General features: G+C 39.5%; 12 protein-coding genes. 9 read left to right on the top strand and 3 right to left on the bottom strand.

Translation table 11 applies throughout. The features are described from left to right. Positions 1-7: 7 nt before the first annotated feature. From carA to PYV58_RS05340, 5 genes are all read left to right on the top strand, one after another. Positions 8-1,147, top strand: coding sequence for a glutamine-hydrolyzing carbamoyl-phosphate synthase small subunit (gene carA, locus PYV58_RS05360; RefSeq protein ID WP_004823230.1), 1,140 nt, complete (start codon positions 8-10; stop codon positions 1,145-1,147). 14 nt (positions 1,148-1,161) lie between these two features. Then, positions 1,162-4,395: a carbamoyl-phosphate synthase large subunit gene (carB, locus tag PYV58_RS05355; RefSeq protein ID WP_004823231.1), complete on the top strand. Its 3,234-nt coding sequence runs from the start codon at positions 1,162-1,164 to the stop codon at positions 4,393-4,395. A 93-nt stretch (positions 4,396-4,488) separates the two neighbouring features. Beyond that, positions 4,489-4,965, top strand: a complete 477-nt coding sequence (gene greA / locus PYV58_RS05350; RefSeq protein ID WP_004717337.1) for a transcription elongation factor GreA — start codon at positions 4,489-4,491, stop codon at positions 4,963-4,965. 449 nt (positions 4,966-5,414) lie between these two features. Next, positions 5,415-6,299: a class I SAM-dependent methyltransferase gene (locus PYV58_RS05345; protein ID WP_034610847.1), complete on the top strand. Its 885-nt coding sequence runs from the start codon at positions 5,415-5,417 to the stop codon at positions 6,297-6,299. 145 nt (positions 6,300-6,444) lie between these two features. Then, positions 6,445-7,068 carry a CatB-related O-acetyltransferase gene (locus PYV58_RS05340; RefSeq protein ID WP_034610846.1) on the top strand — a complete coding sequence of 208 codons (624 nt, stop codon included), beginning with the start codon at positions 6,445-6,447 and terminating at the stop codon, positions 7,066-7,068. Positions 7,069-7,153: 85 nt separating this feature from the next. Here PYV58_RS05340 and PYV58_RS05335 read toward each other — a convergent pair whose 3' ends face one another. Continuing rightward, positions 7,154-8,542, bottom strand: a complete 1,389-nt coding sequence (locus PYV58_RS05335; RefSeq protein ID WP_004823234.1) for an amino acid permease — start codon at positions 8,540-8,542, stop codon at positions 7,154-7,156. A 353-nt stretch (positions 8,543-8,895) separates the two neighbouring features. Here PYV58_RS05335 and fahA point away from each other — a divergent pair, with 353 nt between their 5' ends. From fahA to PYV58_RS05315, 4 genes are all read left to right on the top strand, one after another. After that, the gene (gene fahA, locus PYV58_RS05330; protein WP_034610841.1) at positions 8,896-10,203 is read left to right on the top strand and encodes a fumarylacetoacetase; all 1,308 of its coding nucleotides are present in this window, start codon (positions 8,896-8,898) and stop codon (positions 10,201-10,203) included. Next, positions 10,190-10,822 carry a maleylacetoacetate isomerase gene (gene maiA, locus PYV58_RS05325; RefSeq protein ID WP_034610836.1) on the top strand — a complete coding sequence of 211 codons (633 nt, stop codon included), beginning with the start codon at positions 10,190-10,192 and terminating at the stop codon, positions 10,820-10,822. The genes fahA and maiA overlap by 14 nt, the downstream gene beginning before the upstream one ends. Before the next feature lie 18 nt (positions 10,823-10,840). Continuing rightward, positions 10,841-11,389, top strand: coding sequence for a VOC family protein (locus tag PYV58_RS05320; RefSeq protein ID WP_004823238.1), 549 nt, complete (start codon positions 10,841-10,843; stop codon positions 11,387-11,389). Between the two features lie 492 nt (positions 11,390-11,881). Continuing rightward, positions 11,882-12,661, top strand: coding sequence for an IclR family transcriptional regulator (locus PYV58_RS05315; RefSeq protein ID WP_034610833.1), 780 nt, complete (start codon positions 11,882-11,884; stop codon positions 12,659-12,661). Positions 12,662-12,730: 69 nt separating this feature from the next. Here the strand turns inward: PYV58_RS05315 and hppD are convergent, their stop codons facing one another. Continuing rightward, positions 12,731-13,786 carry a 4-hydroxyphenylpyruvate dioxygenase gene (hppD, locus tag PYV58_RS05310; RefSeq protein WP_034610828.1) on the bottom strand — a complete coding sequence of 352 codons (1,056 nt, stop codon included), beginning with the start codon at positions 13,784-13,786 and terminating at the stop codon, positions 12,731-12,733. 323 nt (positions 13,787-14,109) lie between these two features. Further along, a complete protein-coding gene (locus PYV58_RS05305; protein WP_004823240.1) occupies positions 14,110-14,811 on the bottom strand; it encodes a hypothetical protein in 702 nt (233 codons plus the stop codon). Between the last annotated feature and the right edge of the window lie 2 nt (positions 14,812-14,813).

Raw genomic sequence — 14,813 nt, 5'->3', positions numbered from 1 at the left:
CTATGGTTTGAGCACCCCCGCCATTTTAGCCCTTGCTGACGGTACTGTTTTTAAAGGTACATCGATCGGCGCTACGGGAAGTACGACTGGTGAAGTCGTTTTTAACACTGCCATGACTGGTTATCAAGAAATTTTGACCGACCCTAGTTATGCACAGCAACTTGTAACTTTAACTTATCCTCATATCGGTAATACTGGTTGTAATGAAGAAGACGCTGAATCAGGTCGAATTCATAAAGTTTGGGCGAATGGTTTAATCATTCGTGACCTACCGTTATTACACAGCAATTTCCGAGCTACTCAGTCTCTTGGCGAATATTTACAACAACATAATGTCGTTGCCATTGCAGATATCGATACTCGTAAATTGACACGTATTTTACGTGACAAAGGCGCACAAAACGGATGCATTCTTGCCGGCGATAATATTACTGAAGAAGAAGCTATTGCAAAAGCACGTGCCTTTGGTGGTCTAGATGGTTTAGACCTTGCGAAAGAATGTTGTGACCCAGAAGGTTTTGAATGGACCGAAGGCTCATGGACATTGGGCCAAGGCTTTTCTCAACCAGAAGCAAAATTTCATGTTGTTGCATACGATTACGGTGTCAAAACCAACATCTTACGTATGCTTGCAGACCGCGGATGTAAATTAACTGTTGTTCCTGCACAAACACCTGCTGAAAAAGTATTGGCGTTAAACCCAGATGGCGTATTTTTGTCAAATGGACCTGGCGATCCAGCAGCATGTGATTATGCAATTGCAGCAGTAAAAACCATTGTTGAAACTACAAACCTACCTGTTTTCGGTATTTGTTTGGGTCATCAAATTCTAGCTTTAGCTTCTGGCGCTAGAACTGTGAAAATGCCACATGGTCACCACGGTGCAAACCATCCTGTACAGAACCTTGAAAATGGTACAGTGATGATTACTTCTCAAAACCATGGCTTCGCAGTAGATGCAGAAACTTTACCTGCAAACCTCAAAGCTACGCATAAATCTTTGTTCGATCAAACCTTACAAGGTATTCATCGTACAGATAAACCTGCGTTTAGCTTCCAAGGTCACCCTGAAGCAAGCCCTGGTCCACATGACTGTGCCCCATTGTTCGATCATTTCATCGAACTTATTGAAGCATCTAAGAAGTAATTAAGGAAGCGATCATGGCTAAACGTACAGACATTAAAAGCATCTTAATTATTGGTGCGGGTCCGATTGTCATCGGGCAAGCATGTGAGTTCGATTACTCAGGTGCGCAAGCATGTAAAGCCCTTCGTGAAGAAGGCTACCGTGTTATTTTGGTGAACTCTAACCCAGCCACTATTATGACTGACCCGACTATGGCAGATGCAACGTATATCGAACCGATTACGTGGCAAACTGTTGCACAAATCATTGAGAAAGAACGCCCAGATGCGGTTCTTCCGACAATGGGTGGTCAAACGGCATTAAACTGTGCATTGGCACTAGATGCTAACGGTATTTTAGAAAAATACAATGTTGAATTGATTGGTGCGACCAAAGAAGCCATCGAAAAAGCGGAAGATCGCAAACTTTTCGATATCGCAATGCGCAAAATTGGTTTGGAATGCCCACGTGCTGATGTTGCAGAAAGCATGGAACATGCGCTTGAAATTCAAGCCCGTTTCGGTTTCCCTGTGATTATCCGCCCATCATTTACGATGGGTGGTTCAGGTGGTGGTATCGCCTATAACAAAGAAGAATTCATTGAAATCTGTGAACGCGGTTTTGATCTTTCTCCAACCAAACAATTATTGATTGATGAATCATTAATTGGCTGGAAAGAATATGAAATGGAAGTTGTTCGTGACAAAAACGACAACTGTATCATTGTATGTACCATTGAAAACTTCGATCCAATGGGTGTGCATACAGGTGACTCCATTACTGTTGCACCTGCACAAACTCTGACAGATAAAGAGTTCCAATTACTGCGTAATGCTTCTTTAGCAGTGCTACGTGAAATTGGTGTAGAAACAGGCGGATCAAACGTTCAGTTCGGTATCAACCCGAAAGATGGCCGTATGGTTGTGATCGAGATGAACCCTCGTGTATCTCGTTCTTCTGCGCTTGCGTCTAAAGCAACAGGTTTCCCTATTGCCAAAATTGCAGCAAAACTTGCAGTGGGCTATACCCTTGATGAATTGAAAAATGACATCACTGGTGGAACAACGCCTGCATCGTTTGAACCTGCCATCGACTATGTTGTAACCAAGATTCCTCGCTTTAACTTCGAGAAATTCCCACAAGCTGATGCAACACTCACAACACAGATGAAATCTGTGGGTGAAGTCATGGCAATTGGTCGTAACTTCCAAGAATCAGTACAAAAGGCACTTCGTGGTCTTGAAGTCGGTGCTTGTGGTTTCGATGAGAAAATTGCGGTGGGTACTGAAGGCGCGAAAGATAAAATCTTGGTAGAGCTTAAAGTGCCAGGTCCTGAGCGTATTTGGTATGTTGCTGACGCATTCCGTCATGGCTTCACATTAGATGAAGTATTTGCTGCAACCAATATCGATCGTTGGTTCTTGATTCAAATCCAAGACATCATTCAGTCTGAAGAGCAAATCAAAACTTTAGGTTTTGGTGATTTGAACGCTGACAATATCCGTGCATTTAAACGTAAAGGTTTATCTGATTTACGTATTGCAGACTTGATGGGTATTTCGCAAAAGCAATTCCGTAAGCACCGTTGGAACTTGGGTGTATACCCTGTTTACAAACGTGTAGATACCTGTGCAGCTGAGTTCGAGTCAGATACTGCTTACATGTACTCAACTTATGATGACGAATGTGAAGCGAATCCATCTAACCGTGACAAGATCATGGTGATCGGTGGTGGTCCTAACCGTATTGGTCAAGGGATCGAGTTCGATTATTGCTGTGTTCACGCTGCCCTTGCAATGCGTGAAGATGGTTATGAAACCATTATGGTTAACTGTAACCCTGAAACGGTTTCAACTGACTATGACACATCTGATCGTTTGTACTTTGAACCGATCACTTTAGAAGACGTTTTAGAAATCGTACGTACAGAAAAACCAAAAGGTATTATCGTTCAGTACGGCGGTCAAACACCTTTGAAATTGGCTCGTGCTTTAGAAGAAGCAGGTGCACCAATTATCGGTACGTCTCCAGATGCGATTGACCGTGCAGAAGATCGTGAACGTTTCCAACAAATGATTCAACGTTTGAATCTTCGTCAACCAAGCAACAGCATTGTTAAATCTGCTGAAGAAGGTATGGCTGAAGCATCTAAAGTGGGTTATCCGTTGGTTGTACGTCCATCTTATGTCCTTGGTGGTCGTGCGATGGAAATCGTATACAACGACGACGAACTTAAACGTTACTTGCGTGATGCTGTACAAGCATCTAACGAAGCACCTGTACTGCTTGACCATTTCCTTGATGATGCAACTGAAGTCGATGTTGACTGTGTATCTGACGGCAAAGATGTGGTGATCGGCGGTATTATGCAGCATATCGAACAAGCGGGTATTCACTCTGGTGACTCAGCATGTTCAATTCCGCCTTACTCTCTTTCTACAGAGATTCAGGATGAAATGCGTCGTCAAACCGTTGCTATGGCGAAAGAGCTTGGTGTGATTGGCTTGATGAACGTACAGTTTGCTGTTAAAGGCAATGACGTTTATATTCTTGAAGTGAACCCACGTGCGTCTCGTACAGTACCGTTCGTTTCTAAATGTATCGGCGAATCATTAGCAAAAGTTGCAGCACGTTGTATGGCGGGTCAATCTTTAGAATCTCAAGGATTCACAAAAGAAATTATCCCAACGCATTTTGCTGTGAAAGAAGCAGTATTCCCGTTCAACAAATTCCCAGGTGTAGACCCTATCCTTGGACCAGAAATGAAATCTACTGGTGAAGTGATGGGTGTTGGTACAACTTTTGGTGAAGCTTTCTATAAAGCTGTGTTAGGCTCTAATGATCGCTTACCGGGTAAACCAACTGAAGGTGAAGTGAAGCACGTATTTATTTCAGTACGTCATTCAGATAAACCTCGTGCCGCGGGTATTGCGAAACAATTGGTGGATTTGGGCTTCAAAATTATCGCAACTGGCGGTACTTATGATGTCATTAAAGACGCTGGTATTGAATGTGAACGTGTGAATAAAGTAACAGAAGGTCGTCCAAATATTGTCGACCGCTTGAAAAATGGCGAGATTCACCTCATTATCAATACTACAGAAGGTAAACAAGCTCAGCAGGATTCATTCTCAATCCGTCGCTCTGCGCTTCAAGGTAAAGTGTATTACACAACAACCTTGAATGGTGCTGATGCTGTATGCCAAGCTTTAGCAATTAAATTGCCAATGGATGTATATCGCTTGCAAGATTTGCAAACACTAGGTTAATTCGTTTCCGATAAGTCCCGTCATCTTATCGGTGGCGGGCTTTTTTCATTTTATAAACCTGTATTTTTTAAAATACTGAACTGAGGGACAACAATGCAACGTTATCCTATGACTCCTGAAGGCAAGGTCGCCTTAGAGAAAGAATTGCAACAGCTAAAATCTGTTGATCGTCCACGTATTATTGCTGCAATTGCAGAAGCACGTGAACATGGGGATTTAAAAGAAAACGCAGAATACCATGCAGCGCGCGAGCAACAAGGTTTTTGTGAAGGTCGTATTCAAGACATCGAAGGTAAACTTGGTGCTTGCCAAGTCATTGATGTTAAAGGACTTGAACAAACTGGTCGTGTGGTTTTTGGTGTGACAGTAACCATTGAGAATTTGGATACTGAAGAAAAGAAAACCTATAAAATTGTAGGTGATGATGAAGCTGACTTTAAGATCAATAAGATCTCAGTGAACTCACCTATTGCGCGTGGTCTTCTTGGTAAGAATGAAGGCGACGAAGCCAAAATCACCACACCACAGGGTGAAGTGGAATATGAAGTGGTAAGTGTTGAATATATTTAACACATACTAGGGCTGATGATTCAGCCCTTTTTATTGGGCTAAAAATATAATATCTATAACAAAAAACGAATCACTTTTATATTCAGTCATCAATCATTGACTAAGAAAAACAGACTCAAATATTTTTTGTCAAAAACTCAAGATATATAGTCAAACCACCTCATTATTCATACAAGTGAAGGGTGACTATAGATAAAAAATTTAAAAACAGTCAGATCAGAATAATCCTACATTCACCCAGAAAATAACACTGCTCGCCTATCCATTGAATAAATATCAAACATCATCTATACATCGCTCAGATCTTGCGCCAAGCTAAATAAAATGCCTCGGCCATATAGATACCAAGAAAACTAGCAATTTTCACCAACTGCTCAAAGTAAATTGCCATTGTTAAATATTTTCTATGCATTACATTGAGGAAAAATTAAAATTCATTGAGGACGAGGATGAAAGCAGGACGAGCAAGTAAAACTGCTGAAGCGGCAGCAGCAATTAGAGCCAATCACCATTTAAATGCTAACGATCCAGTATTCTCTGACCCTTATGCATTTGAAATGACCAATTCACAATGGCGCTTACTTTTAAATAACGCCCTTCTACGTAAAGCGTTAAATTCCAATTTGATGAATCAAACTTTTGGTAAATTAACTGGACAAGTGGTTGGACGTTCTCGCTATACAGAAGATCTTTTAAAGCAAGCCATTGAACATGATCATATTCAACAGTATGTATTGGTTGGCGCTGGTCTAGACTCTTTTGTATTACGCTTGGCCCAGCAATACCCTCAACTCAAAATATTTGAAATTGATCATCCCGATACACAAAGAACAAAATTAGAAAAATTAAAAAAGCTCAGTAATACAGCTGAGCTCCCAAGCAACGTGGAATTTGTCGGCATTGATTTTGAAAAAGAAAAACTGTCTGATGCTTTGGCGCGTAGTGGATTTCAAAATACCCAAGCTGCATTCTTTTCATGGCTGGGCACAACCCATTATTTAACCCCACAAGCAACCTTGGCAACCTTACACAACATTGCAGCCTTTACTGGCAAAAATAGCCAAGTCGTGATGGATTATTCGATTGATTACAAAGCTTTACAAGGTATTGAGCGTTTGGGTAGCTTCGCAGTGTCACAGTTTACCCGTTTCTTAAAAGAGCCTTTGATTGGTGCGTTTGCTTCGCAAGCATTGCATCATGCAGTTGCAATGATGGGTTATCAGGTGGTTGAAGATTTATCAGGTAAAGACATTACCCATCGTTACTTTAACCATCGTGCTGATCATATCCGTCATACCCATGCCACCCATTTGATCCATTTAAAAATAGGTTAATACTTGAATACCAGCCAAGGAATAGCTGAAGAATTGATGTTTAAACCCAATACACTGAATATTTTTTAATTGCTGATCAAGATCTAAGTTCAATCTAAGGTTACAATGCGCGCTCTAGCCTTTGCACTTAAGCTTTTGTACTCCCATGACTGACGCTATTCACTCCCCCGTAAAACACTGGTGCGAATTTGAGTTTATTTCTAAAACTGTGAAAAATCCCAATATTCATATTAAAGGAAATTATTCGTATTATTCAGCATATTGGGATCAGGGATTTGAACGTTGCGTGGTGCGTTATTTGCATGATAAGCCGTCAACTGTAGAGAAACCAATTGACCAGTTATATATTGGTAACTTTGTTTGTTTTGGGGCGGAATGTGTGGTCATGATGGGTGGCAATCAATTACATCGCCCTGACTGGATCTCTACATTTCCTTTTGATACCCGTAGCTTTTTACCCGCTGGGGATACGGTGGTTGGCGATGGCTGTTGGATTGGCAGTCGTGCCATGATTATGCAAGGGGTAACACTAGGTGAAGGTGCCATCGTTGCTACAGGTGCAGTCGTCACTCAAGACGTGCCAGCGTATGCAATTGTCGGTGGTGTACCGGCAAAAATTATTAAATATCGGTTTTCTCAAGATCAGATTGAAAAATTACAGTCAGTTAAATTGTATGATTTAGATGAGAAGCAAATTCTAAAAATTCGAGAGCGATTACAAAGTGATGATATCAATCAATTGATTGAGTTTTTAAAAGCAGCAGAATAATTTCCTCGGTATAGGTTAATAATCACACAGAAAGCAAAAGGGCTAAATATCAATTTAGCCCTTTTGCAAAGATTAAAATCTTTTGCTATACATCAGAATTTAACACAACATTTTGCTGTGCATTTTTTAACTTTCGTTGTTTCAGATAATAAGCAAGCATCAAACAAAGAATCCATGCTGGAATCATCATTACCGCAATACGCATATTCTCGGTGAATGACATTACCACCAGAATACCCAACATAAAGATAATGCAAAGATAATTACTGAATGGATAAGCAATACTTGGAAACTTGGTGGTTTGCCCTTGTGTTTGCATGGCTTTACGGAACTTTAAATGCGTCCATGAAATAACTACCCAGTTAATCACAATTGCAGCAACCACCAACATCATCAATAAACCAAATGCTTTTTCTGGAAATGCATAATTGAGTAGTACACATAAAACTGTGACAAAAGCTGAAACATAAACCGCATTGGTTGGAATACCGCGCTTATTAATATGCTTAAGGAACTTCGGTGCATTACCCTGTTGTGCTAAACCAAGTAACATTCGACTACTACAATAACTGGTCCCGTTATACACCGAAACAGCTGCGGTAAGAATGACAAAATTCAGTAAGGTCGCAACACCATGACTATCCAGTGAAGCAAATACCATTACAAATGGGCTACCGCCTTCTGCCATTTGGTTCCATGGAAAAAGTGCAAATAAGATAAACAGTGTTGCAATATAAAAAATCAAAATACGATAAATAATTTGATTGACTGCTTTAGGCAGAGTTTTATCAGGATCACGCGCTTCTGCTGCAGTAATACCAAATAGCTCAATCCCACCAAAGGCAAAAATAATCACAGCCATTGCCATGACTAAACCTTCCACACCAAATGGGAAAAACCCGCCCAATGCCCAAAGGTTACTAATGCTTGCCTGTGGCCCTGCTGTACCTGTTGCAAGTAGATAGGAACCAAAGCCGATCATGGCTAGGATTGCCAAAATTTTGACGATAGAGAACCAAAACTCCATTTCACCAAAAAATTTTACATGCAATAAGTTGATACCGTTGATTAAAACAAAAAACACCAATGCTGAAATCCAAGTTGGAATTTCAGGCCACCAATATTGAATATAAAGACCAATTGCGCTCAGCTCTGCCATACATACCAAAACATTGAGTACCCAATAATTCCAGCCAGACATAAAACCTGCAAATGAGCCCCAGTATTTGTAGGCAAAGTGACTAAATGAACCACTGACGGGTTCTTGAACCACCATTTCACCTAACTGTCGCATCATTAAAAACGCAATAAATCCAGCAATCGCATAACCGAGTATGACTGAAGGACCTGCAAGCTTAATCGATTGCGAAATACCCAGAAACAATCCTGTACCAATAGCACCACCTAGCGCGATAAGCTGGATGTGCCGATTGCTTAAACCATGTTTCAGGTTTCCTTGCTCATGTTTTGACATATGATTATTCTCATCCTTGTCTCGTAATTTTTGTATTCAAAATTACGTATATCATAAGTTAATCAAAAATGCCTATATCTAATCGAAAAATAATTGATTTACTTTTCTCATAACCGCGCATATAAGCAGAAAATTCAACAAATAACAATTATTATGAATTATGTAATTAAATTATGTATTGCGTAATCAAATATTTTCAGTATGATAGAAATCATAAGACACTGACAACTTGCTTGAGTCATTTGAACAAGGCATCTAAATAACTTTATATTTATTTGTTTTTCAAATACTTAAGAAAAAATATCAAAGATTTTGATCACCCCTAACAAAATTAAAGACAAGGAAAGCAAATCATGAGCTCACATTTAACTTGTTTTCTTGAAATTGACTCACAATCAGATTTCACAATACATAATTTGCCCTACGGTATTTTTAGTGAAACACCTCAAGGCACAAAACGAGTGGGTGTTGCCATTGGAGATTGGGTCATAGACCTTGCCCACTTAGAGGCACATGGACTATTAGCGATCAATGGACATCAAGATTGTTTTAATCAAGCGACACTGAATAAATTTATAGAAACGGGTAAACACAACTGGCAAAAGGTTCGTACGACATTACAAAGTCTACTCTCTGCTGAAAATCCAACACTTCGTGATGATGTGGTTTTACGCCAAAACGCATTGTTTAAGCAAAATACAGTCACTTTGCACTTACCTATTCAAGTCTCTGGCTATACAGATTTCTACTCGTCCAAAGAACATGCCACCAATGTCGGAACCATGTTTAGAGATCCTAAGAATGCATTGCTTCCAAACTGGAGCGAACTGCCTGTGGGATATAATGGTCGTGCCAGCTCTGTGATTGTCAGTGGCAAAGATATTGTTCGCCCTTCTGGCCAAATCAAATTACCAGATCAAGAGCGCCCTGTTTTCTCTGCAACACGTAAACTCGATTTTGAATTAGAAACTGCCTTTATCGTTGGTAAAGCGACTGAATTGGGTGAGCCTATCGCGATTGCAGATGCTTGGGAGCATATTTTTGGTATGGTTTTGCTCAATGACTGGTCGGCACGTGATATTCAACAATGGGAATACGTACCATTAGGCCCGTTTAACGCCAAGACTTTTGCAAGTGCAATTTCACCTTGGGTAGTGACCATGCAAGCACTGGAACCATTTAAAGTCAAAGGTCCAGAACAACAGCCTAAACCACTTTGCTATTTAGAAGAAAACATTGCCAACAGCTATGATATTCACCTCAGTATTGAAGTTCAAAGCCCTCAATCAGCACACGCTGATGTAATTTGCCAAACCAACTTTAAATATATGTATTGGTCAATGGCACAGCAACTCACCCACCACACGATTGCAGGTTGCAATGTCCAAGTCGGTGACTTGATGGGTTCAGGCACAATTTCAGGTCCTACAGAAGATGCGTATGGTAGTTTGCTTGAACTGACATGGAATACCACCAAACCGCTAACCCTCTCGAATGGCGAAAAACGTGGTTTCTTGCAAGATGGTGACCGTGTTGTGATGAAAGGCTATTGTGAAAAAGCAGGGATCAGAGTGGGCTTTGGTGAGGTTGCTAATAGCATTTTACCAGCACGCCAGTTTAGCTTTCATCAAACAGAAGACTTGAGCTATGAAACTGTATAGTTATTTTCGTAGCTCTGCAGCTTATCGGGTTCGGATTGCACTGAACCTCAAACAACTGAGTTATGAAATACAGCCCGTGCATTTGGTCAAGAATGAGCAACTGCTAGAGTGTTACCAAACCGTTAATCCAAGCCAATGTGTTCCAACTTTAGTGGATGAGGATCAAAGCTTTTTACAGTCACTCAGTATTTTGGAATATCTGGAAGAACGTTATCCAGCAATTTCATTATTGCCTGACAATATCGTCACGCGCAGTAAAGTACGTGCTTTTGCACAAGCGATCGCCTGCGATATTCATCCGTTAAATAATTTAAGAGTCTTAAAGTATTTACAACATGATCTCAGTCTCAGTGACGAGCAAAAAAAACACTGGTACCAACACTGGATCATAGCGGGCTTTAATAGCTTAGAAGCCCAACTACAAGATTCAAATGGGCAATTCTGTTTTGGTACACAACCAACATTTGCAGACTGTTGTTTGATTCCTCAAGTCTATAACGCCAAACGCTTTAAAATTGATTTAAGCGCTTTTGCAAAGATTGAGTCGATTAGTCAACACTGTTTAACCCTTCCTGCCTTCTTCAATGCAGCCCCAGAACAACAACCAGATTGGGAATAGAGATAAAGGAGTTTTATCATGAGCTTTGCGATTAAAAAAATTCACCATGTTGCTTATCGTTGTAAAGATGCCAAAGAAACCGTGGAATGGTATAAAAAAATGCTCAATATGGATTTTATTTTGGCCTTTGCTGAAGACCATGTGCCTTCTACTAAAGCCTTTGATCCGTATATGCATTTATTCTTAGATGCTGGACAAGGCAATGTATTGGCATTTTTTGAACTGCCCACTCAACCCGATATGGGGCGTGACGAAAATACCCCTCAATGGGTTCAACATATCGCATTTGAAGTTGAAGACCTCGATACGTTATTGATTGCAAAAGAACATCTTGAAACACAGGGTGTTAAAGTTCTTGGTGTCACCAACCATGGCATTTTCCACTCGATTTATTTCTTTGACCCCAATGGTCATCGTTTAGAACTGACCTATAACGATGTGCATGCAGATGCAAAAATTGCACGAATTACCGAAGAAATGAAATTAGAAATGCTGGAAGAGTGGAGCCGTACCAAACGTGCGCCTCAGCATACTCATTTTTTGCATGAAGACGAATTGGGAGCATAATCATGCTCAGTTGAGTATGTCGGGGGGCCAAAGCCAACTGAGTACTTACTAAGTTTATTAATCGAATGATTCGTGATTTGGCATCCTAGATCTAGTTGAACACGATATTAAGCAGCTTTAATGGCACACAATGCTCGTTTTGCTGGAACTTATGTAACCTTCAACTAACAACAGCAATCAGTATTTAAAATATTGCTGTGGGACAATGCTAGAACTCATCGGTATTGAAGCGTTGTGACTCCAATACCGATTTTTATCGGCTCAACTTTAATGGTCTAGACCTTTTGATGATGTACTGTTGTTTAATAAATCATATGCAGCACTACAAAAACAATTGTATGCTGATAACATTCACTGAGGCTCTGTTGAGATTTCATTTAAAAAGATAAGTTCTATTTTGTACAATGCTCAGGCACTATGTGTTAAATATGTAAATCAAATATCGACAGCACATCAACACTGCTAGATCGTATGCAGATTAAGGGTTATTCAATGATTGAAGAAAAGTTGTCTGGTGGGGTTCAATCACTTGAGGTGGGCTTAGCCGTTCTCAATGCCCTTTTGGAACATAATAAGCCGATTATTTTAAAAGAGCTGTCGAGTAAACTTGATATGCATCCAGCCAAGGTACACCGTTATCTTGTCAGTCTAATTCGGATGAATTATGCAAAACAACTTGAAGATGGTCAGTATGCGCTTGGTGATCAAGCTTGGCGTTTAGGTTTAAACTGTATCCAACACACCGATGTTTTACAGCTTGTTCAGCATCTTATTTATGAACTACAAAGTAAAATTGGTTGCGGGATTCAAATCAGCAAATGGTCACCTAAAGGCCCATTAGTTGTACAGTCGATTGAATCAAATCATCCGATTTCAATTGTGACCAAAGTCGGTTCGATCATGCCTTTAGTCAATTCAGCTGCTGGGCGGGTTTTTGCCTCCTATTTACCCGAAGCACTAACCAAACCATTGATGCACGCCGAATGGGAAAAAGCAACACTGAACCATAGTCAGGTCAAACCCACCAACTGGGACGAATTTCTTGTTTTAAAAGAAAATACTTTACAGCAAGGTATGGCAATTGCCCAAGGTGACTTACTTGTTGGTATTAATGCTGTAGGTTTACCTATTTTCAATGCGCATCTTGCAATGGAATTTTGTATTGTTGCATTAGACAGTGAAATGTTTTTACCAGTCAACGCGGGTAGTGAAAAACTTGAACTATTTAAACGTGAAGTTGCTGCGATGAATCAATACATACAAACACGTTAATTTTTTAGTGAAAGATCGTAAAAAGCCAAGAATTTAATTCTTGGCTTTTTTCTATTGAGTACGATTTTGTTATTTGGCTTCTAATACACCACGGCGGATTTGGTCACGTTCAATTGATTCAAACAATGCCTTAAAGTTGCCCTCACCAAAACCATCGTCGTCTTTACGTTGGATAAATTCAAAGAATACAGGTCCAAGCATATTTTCAGAGAAAATCTGTAATAACAGTTTTTTCTGACCGTCTTTGGTATTGCCATCTAACAGAATACCGCGCTTTTGCAGCTCTTCTGTCGGTTCACCATGATCAGGTAAACGATCTTTTAACATTTCATAATAAGTTTCAGGAGGTGCCGTCATAAATTTCAGCCCTAAACCTTTTAACTTATCCCATGTTGAAATTAAGTCATCGGTAATAAAAGCAATATGTTGAATGCCTTCACCATTAAAGTCAGTCAAAAACTCGGCGATTTGCCCATTGCCTTTGTCTGAGTCTTCATTCAAAGGAATACGAATCATCCCATCAGGTGCAGTCAGCGCCTTAGAAGTTAAACCCGTATATTCACCTTTGATATCGAAATAGCGAATTTCTTGGAAGTTAAAGATTTTTTCATAGAAATTAGCCCAATAATCCATGCGCCCTTTATAGACATTATGGGTTAAATGATCAATTTCATTTAAACCAGCACCACGTGGATTTCGATTTTCGTCATCAAAGAATACAAAATCATTTTCATAAATATCACGATCGACCAAGAAAATTGGCATACCGCCTATCCCTTTAATCGCTGGGATATTTAATTCCATTGGTCCTGCTTGCGAATACATTGGCTCTGCGCCAAGTTCAATTGCATTTTTAAAAGCTTTGGCTGCATCACGTGTTCTAAACCCCATTGCACATGCTGATGGGCCATGTTCTTTAAAAAAGAATGATGCATAAGATTCAGGTTGATAATTCAAGATAATATTGATATTACCCTGACGCCATAAATAAACTTTTTTTGATTTATGCTTTGCGACTTTAGCAAAACCAATTGCTTCAAAGATTTGATCTAATCCATTTTCCGTCGAAACAAACTCAATAAATGCAAAGCCACATAGTTCTAATGGGTTATCTAAAATATCCATCTAGTTTCCCTTATTTGAATAAATTCATCCGTTTTTTAATGCCGAGAAAAGATCACAGGTATTTAGGTCAATCAACAAAATATCCTGATTTGAACTCTTCCTTTCCATAATTTAGTCCATGTAAAGCGCTAACCTTAAGCTGCATTTACACTGACGCTTAACTCTAAATTTATCCTACAAGAAAGCTTAAATTTATGCAATACATAATCAAATTATGTTATGTGTAATTTTTATTTCTTATTCTAATAACCTCGAGCATACTATTCTCGCGCAAATAGCATTACATTATTATGAGACTTTTCTACTAGCTTTGATGTTTCAGGTTAAAACGCTTCCCAACTTAAATCGTTATAATTCAATATCCATTGATAATACGTTTTCCCAATGTTCTTAAACTCAATAGATAAATTTGAACTACTTTCATCATGGCAATCTGTTGAGTTTTCATATTCCTCTTGAGAAAAACACGCTCGAATCCGCTCATAAGAATGAAAAGGTGTATCAGCCAGAGCCAGTTTATATACACCATTCGGCTCTAACATGACAAAGTCTGCAATCTCTTCCAATCGCCCACCGCCTGAATAACTCACGCTCCAGCGCTTTACCACAGCAATGGCGAACTTTTGACGATTTAAAGGATAAAATGCTGGATAAATACGAATACCATCACTACTTAACACTTCATCCATAGGACTTTTACTATGGTGTTGATAATGCTTGAAATTCCAAGAATTCAGCATGACATACTGATTATTTTCTTTTACGAATTCAATTAATTGAGGTGTTTTGTCTATTAAATATAAGTGATTATCTTTAATGGTTTTCTTTTTCCAGACTTCTGCATTGTTAGTACAGCTTATTTTTAATGCTTGGCAAATGTGCGTGACTTGAGCTGTTTCAGTATTCATTTTAACCCATGGAATTGCTTTGATTTGATCCGCAATTGCCTGCTGTGAGAAAAACAAGAGTCCAGCGTACATCATCCATTTTAATGTCTTGATCGATTGCATCTTATGGATAAACATCG

Source organism: Acinetobacter sp. TAC-1 (assembly GCF_029025845.1).
Classification (GTDB): Bacteria; Pseudomonadota; Gammaproteobacteria; order Pseudomonadales; family Moraxellaceae; genus Acinetobacter; species Acinetobacter guillouiae.
Note: the sequence above shows the minus strand (reverse complement) of the source record. Positions and strands in the feature narration are given on the sequence as shown.

Excerpts from the sequence above, each read along its gene's own strand:
- greA (WP_004717337.1), top strand. The coding sequence starts at position 4,489 with ATGCAACGTTATCCTATGACTCCTGAAGGCAAGGTCGCCTTAGAGAAA.
- hppD (WP_034610828.1), bottom strand. The coding sequence starts at position 13,786 with ATGGATATTTTAGATAACCCATTAGAACTATGTGGCTTTGCATTTATT.
- PYV58_RS05340 (WP_034610846.1), top strand. The coding sequence starts at position 6,445 with ATGACTGACGCTATTCACTCCCCCGTAAAACACTGGTGCGAATTTGAG.
- PYV58_RS05320 (WP_004823238.1), top strand. The coding sequence starts at position 10,841 with ATGAGCTTTGCGATTAAAAAAATTCACCATGTTGCTTATCGTTGTAAA.
- PYV58_RS05335 (WP_004823234.1), bottom strand. The coding sequence starts at position 8,542 with ATGTCAAAACATGAGCAAGGAAACCTGAAACATGGTTTAAGCAATCGG.
- fahA (WP_034610841.1), top strand. The coding sequence starts at position 8,896 with ATGAGCTCACATTTAACTTGTTTTCTTGAAATTGACTCACAATCAGAT.
- PYV58_RS05305 (WP_004823240.1), bottom strand. The coding sequence starts at position 14,811 with ATGTTTATCCATAAGATGCAATCGATCAAGACATTAAAATGGATGATG.
- PYV58_RS05345 (WP_034610847.1), top strand. The coding sequence starts at position 5,415 with ATGAAAGCAGGACGAGCAAGTAAAACTGCTGAAGCGGCAGCAGCAATT.
- maiA (WP_034610836.1), top strand. The coding sequence starts at position 10,190 with ATGAAACTGTATAGTTATTTTCGTAGCTCTGCAGCTTATCGGGTTCGG.
- PYV58_RS05315 (WP_034610833.1), top strand. The coding sequence starts at position 11,882 with ATGATTGAAGAAAAGTTGTCTGGTGGGGTTCAATCACTTGAGGTGGGC.
- carB (WP_004823231.1), top strand. The coding sequence starts at position 1,162 with ATGGCTAAACGTACAGACATTAAAAGCATCTTAATTATTGGTGCGGGT.